3 protein-coding genes and 1 pseudogene are annotated in these 2,915 nt (G+C 65.5%); all 4 read left to right on the top strand.

The window, feature by feature from the left end:
• On the top strand, nt 1-1,094 hold a 1,094-nt coding region (locus JHD07_RS26515; protein ID WP_291627413.1), incomplete at its 5' end, for a molybdopterin-dependent oxidoreductase.
• A gap of 10 nt (nt 1,095-1,104) precedes the next feature.
• On the top strand, nt 1,105-2,172 hold the full coding sequence (gene nuoH / locus JHD07_RS26510; protein WP_291627412.1) for an NADH-quinone oxidoreductase subunit NuoH: 1,068 nt from the start codon (nt 1,105-1,107) through the stop codon (nt 2,170-2,172).
• A 14-nt stretch (nt 2,173-2,186) separates the two neighbouring features.
• Nucleotides 2,187-2,675, top strand: coding sequence for an NADH-quinone oxidoreductase subunit NuoI (nuoI, locus tag JHD07_RS26505; RefSeq protein ID WP_024341235.1), 489 nt, complete (start codon nt 2,187-2,189; stop codon nt 2,673-2,675).
• 137 nt (nt 2,676-2,812) lie between these two features.
• A pseudogene (locus JHD07_RS26500) lies at nt 2,813-2,915 on the top strand (NADH-quinone oxidoreductase subunit J); the annotation flags it as partial.

Genomic DNA, 2,915 nt, shown 5'->3' with positions numbered 1-2,915 from the left:
TGTTCGCGCTGAAGGACCTGCTCGCCAGGTTCGGCTCGGCCAATCTGGCCGTGCAGGGCGGCGACGCCTTCGATCCCGCGCTCGGCCGCGGCTCCTACATCTTCAACCCGACGCTGGCCGGCGTCGAGCAGGCGGATGCGCTCCTCATCATCGGCGCCAACCCGCGCAAAGAGGCGGCCGTGTTCAACGCCCGCATCCGCAAGCGCTGGCGCGCGGGCGGCTTCAAGGTCGGCGTGATCGGCCCCAGGCCCGACCTGACCTACGATTACGACCACCTCGGCGCGGGCACCGACACCCTCGGCGAGCTCGCCGCCGGCAAGCACTCCTTCATGGACGTGCTGAAGAACGCCAAGAACCCCATCATCCTGGTCGGTGCCGCCGCTGCCTCGCGTCATGACGGCGCGGCGATCCTCGCCGCAGCCGCCAAGCTGGCGCTCGATGTGGGCGCAGTGAAGGACGGCTGGACCGGCTTTGGCGTGCTGCACGAGACCGCCTCGCGCGTCGGTGCGCTCGATATCGGCTTTGCCGCGACCGGAGGCGGCCTGAACGCCGCGCAGATGACGACCTTCGGCACGCTGGACCTTTTGTTCCTGCTCGGGGCCGACGAGATCAACGCGCCCGATGGCACCTTCGTCGTCTATATCGGCACCCATGGCGACCGCGGCGCGCACCGCGCCGACGTGATCCTGCCGGCGGCGGCCTATACCGAGAAGTCGGCAATCTACGTCAACACCGAAGGCCGCGTGCAGATGACCGGCCGCGCCGCGTTCCCGCCGGGCGAAGCCCGCGAGGATTGGGCGATCATCCGCGCATTGTCCGAGGCGGTCGGCAAGAAGCTCGGCTATGACTCGCTTCAAGCCCTGCGCCAGGCGATCTTCAAGGCCGTGCCGCATCTGATCCGTCTCGACCAGATCGAGGCCGGCTCCGCCGACCAGATCAAGAAGCTAGCAGGCAAGGGCGGCTCGCCCGAAAAGGCGCCGTTCAAGCCGCTGGTCGAGGACTTCTATCTGACCAACCCAATCGCGCGTGCATCCGCCGTGATGGCGGAATGCTCGCGCCTCGCCTCCGGGCACATGCTGACCGCAGCGGAGTGAGCGTGATCTGATGGAATTCTTCGAAAGCGCATTCTGGACCGGATTTCTCTGGCCGCTGATCATCATGGTCGCGCAGAGCGTCCTCGTGCTCGTCGTCCTCTTGGTCGCGATCGCCTATATCCTGCTCGCCGACCGCAAGATCTGGGCGGCGGTGCAGATCCGGCGCGGCCCCAACGTCGTCGGCCCCTGGGGCCTGCTGCAATCCTTCGCGGACCTGCTCAAGTTCGTGCTGAAGGAGCCGATCATCCCAGCCGGCGCCAACAAGGGCGTGTTTCTTCTCGCTCCCCTGGTCTCGTGCGTGCTCGCGCTCGCCGCCTGGGCCGTGATCCCGACCAATCTCGGCTGGGTGATCGCCGACATCAATGTCGGCATCCTCTTCATCTTCGCGATCTCGTCGCTGTCGATCTACGGCATCATCATGGCCGGCTGGTCGTCGAACTCGAAATATCCGTTCCTGGCGGCGCTGCGCTCGGCGGCGCAGATGGTGTCCTACGAAGTCTCGATCGGGTTCGTCATCATCACCGTGCTGCTCTGTGCCGGCACTCTGAATCTGACCGCGGTGGTCGAGGCCCAGCACGCCCGCGGCCTCGCCAGCCTGATCGGGCTGCCGCAGCTGACGATCCTGAACTGGTACGTCTGGCCGCTGTTCCCGATGTTCGTGGTGTTTTACGTCTCGGCGCTGGCGGAAACCAACCGTCCGCCCTTCGATCTCGTCGAGGCCGAATCCGAGCTCGTGGCCGGCTTCATGGTGGAGTACGGCTCGACGCCGTACCTCTTGTTCATGCTCGGCGAGTATGTCGCGATCGTCACGATGTGCGCGCTGGCCACCATCCTGTTTCTCGGAGGCTGGCTGCCGCCGGTGGACCTGCCGCCCTTCAACTGGGTGCCAGGGATCATCTGGTTCTCGCTGAAACTGTTCTTCATGTTCTTCCTGTTCGCGATGGCAAAGGCGATCGTGCCGCGCTACCGCTACGACCAACTGATGCGCCTCGGCTGGAAGGTGTTCCTGCCGCTGTCGCTGGTGATGGTGATCGTGGTGGCCGGCGTGCTGCACTTCGCCGGCATCGCGCCGAAGTGAGGACCGTCATGGGTATCAACATCAACGCCACTGCACGCTCGCTTCTGCTGTCGGAATTCGTCTCGGCGTTCTTCCTCGCCATGCGTTATTTCTTCCAGCCGAAGCCGACGCTGAACTATCCGTTCGAGAAGGGCCCGATCTCGCCACGCTTCCGCGGCGAGCACGCGTTGCGCCGCTATCCGAACGGCGAGGAGCGCTGCATCGCCTGCAAGCTGTGCGAGGCGGTCTGCCCGGCGCAGGCCATCACCATCGAGGCCGGCCCGCGCCGCAACGACGGCACGCGCCGCACGGTGCGCTACGACATCGACATGGTGAAGTGCATCTATTGCGGCCTCTGCCAGGAGGCCTGTCCGGTCGATGCCATCGTCGAAGGTCCGAACTTCGAGTTCGCGACCGAGACCCGCGAGGAGCTCTACTATGACAAGGCCAAGCTGCTCGCCAACGGCGACCGCTGGGAACGCGAGATCGCCAAGGCGATCGAGCTCGACGCGCCGTACCGGTGAGGTGAGGGCATGATCCTTCCCGCCAACCTCTCGTCATTCCGGGGCGCGCGAAGCGCGAACCCGGAATCCCGCGCCACAACCTCCAGATTCCGGGTTCACGGGCTTTGCCCGTGCCCCGGAATGACGGGGACTGCCCGATGATCCTTCCCGCGCTGTTCTTCTATCTGTTCGCCGGCGTCTGCGTCGCCTCGGCGGTGATGGTGATTGTCTCGCGCAATCCCGTGCACTCCGTGCTGTACC

Source organism: Bradyrhizobium sp. (genome assembly GCF_016462955.1).
GTDB lineage: Bacteria > Pseudomonadota > Alphaproteobacteria > Rhizobiales > Xanthobacteraceae > Bradyrhizobium.
This window is presented reverse-complemented; position numbering and strand designations above follow the sequence as displayed.

Excerpts from the sequence above, each read along its gene's own strand:
- nuoH (WP_291627412.1), top strand. The coding sequence starts at position 1,105 with ATGGAATTCTTCGAAAGCGCATTCTGGACCGGATTTCTCTGGCCGCTG.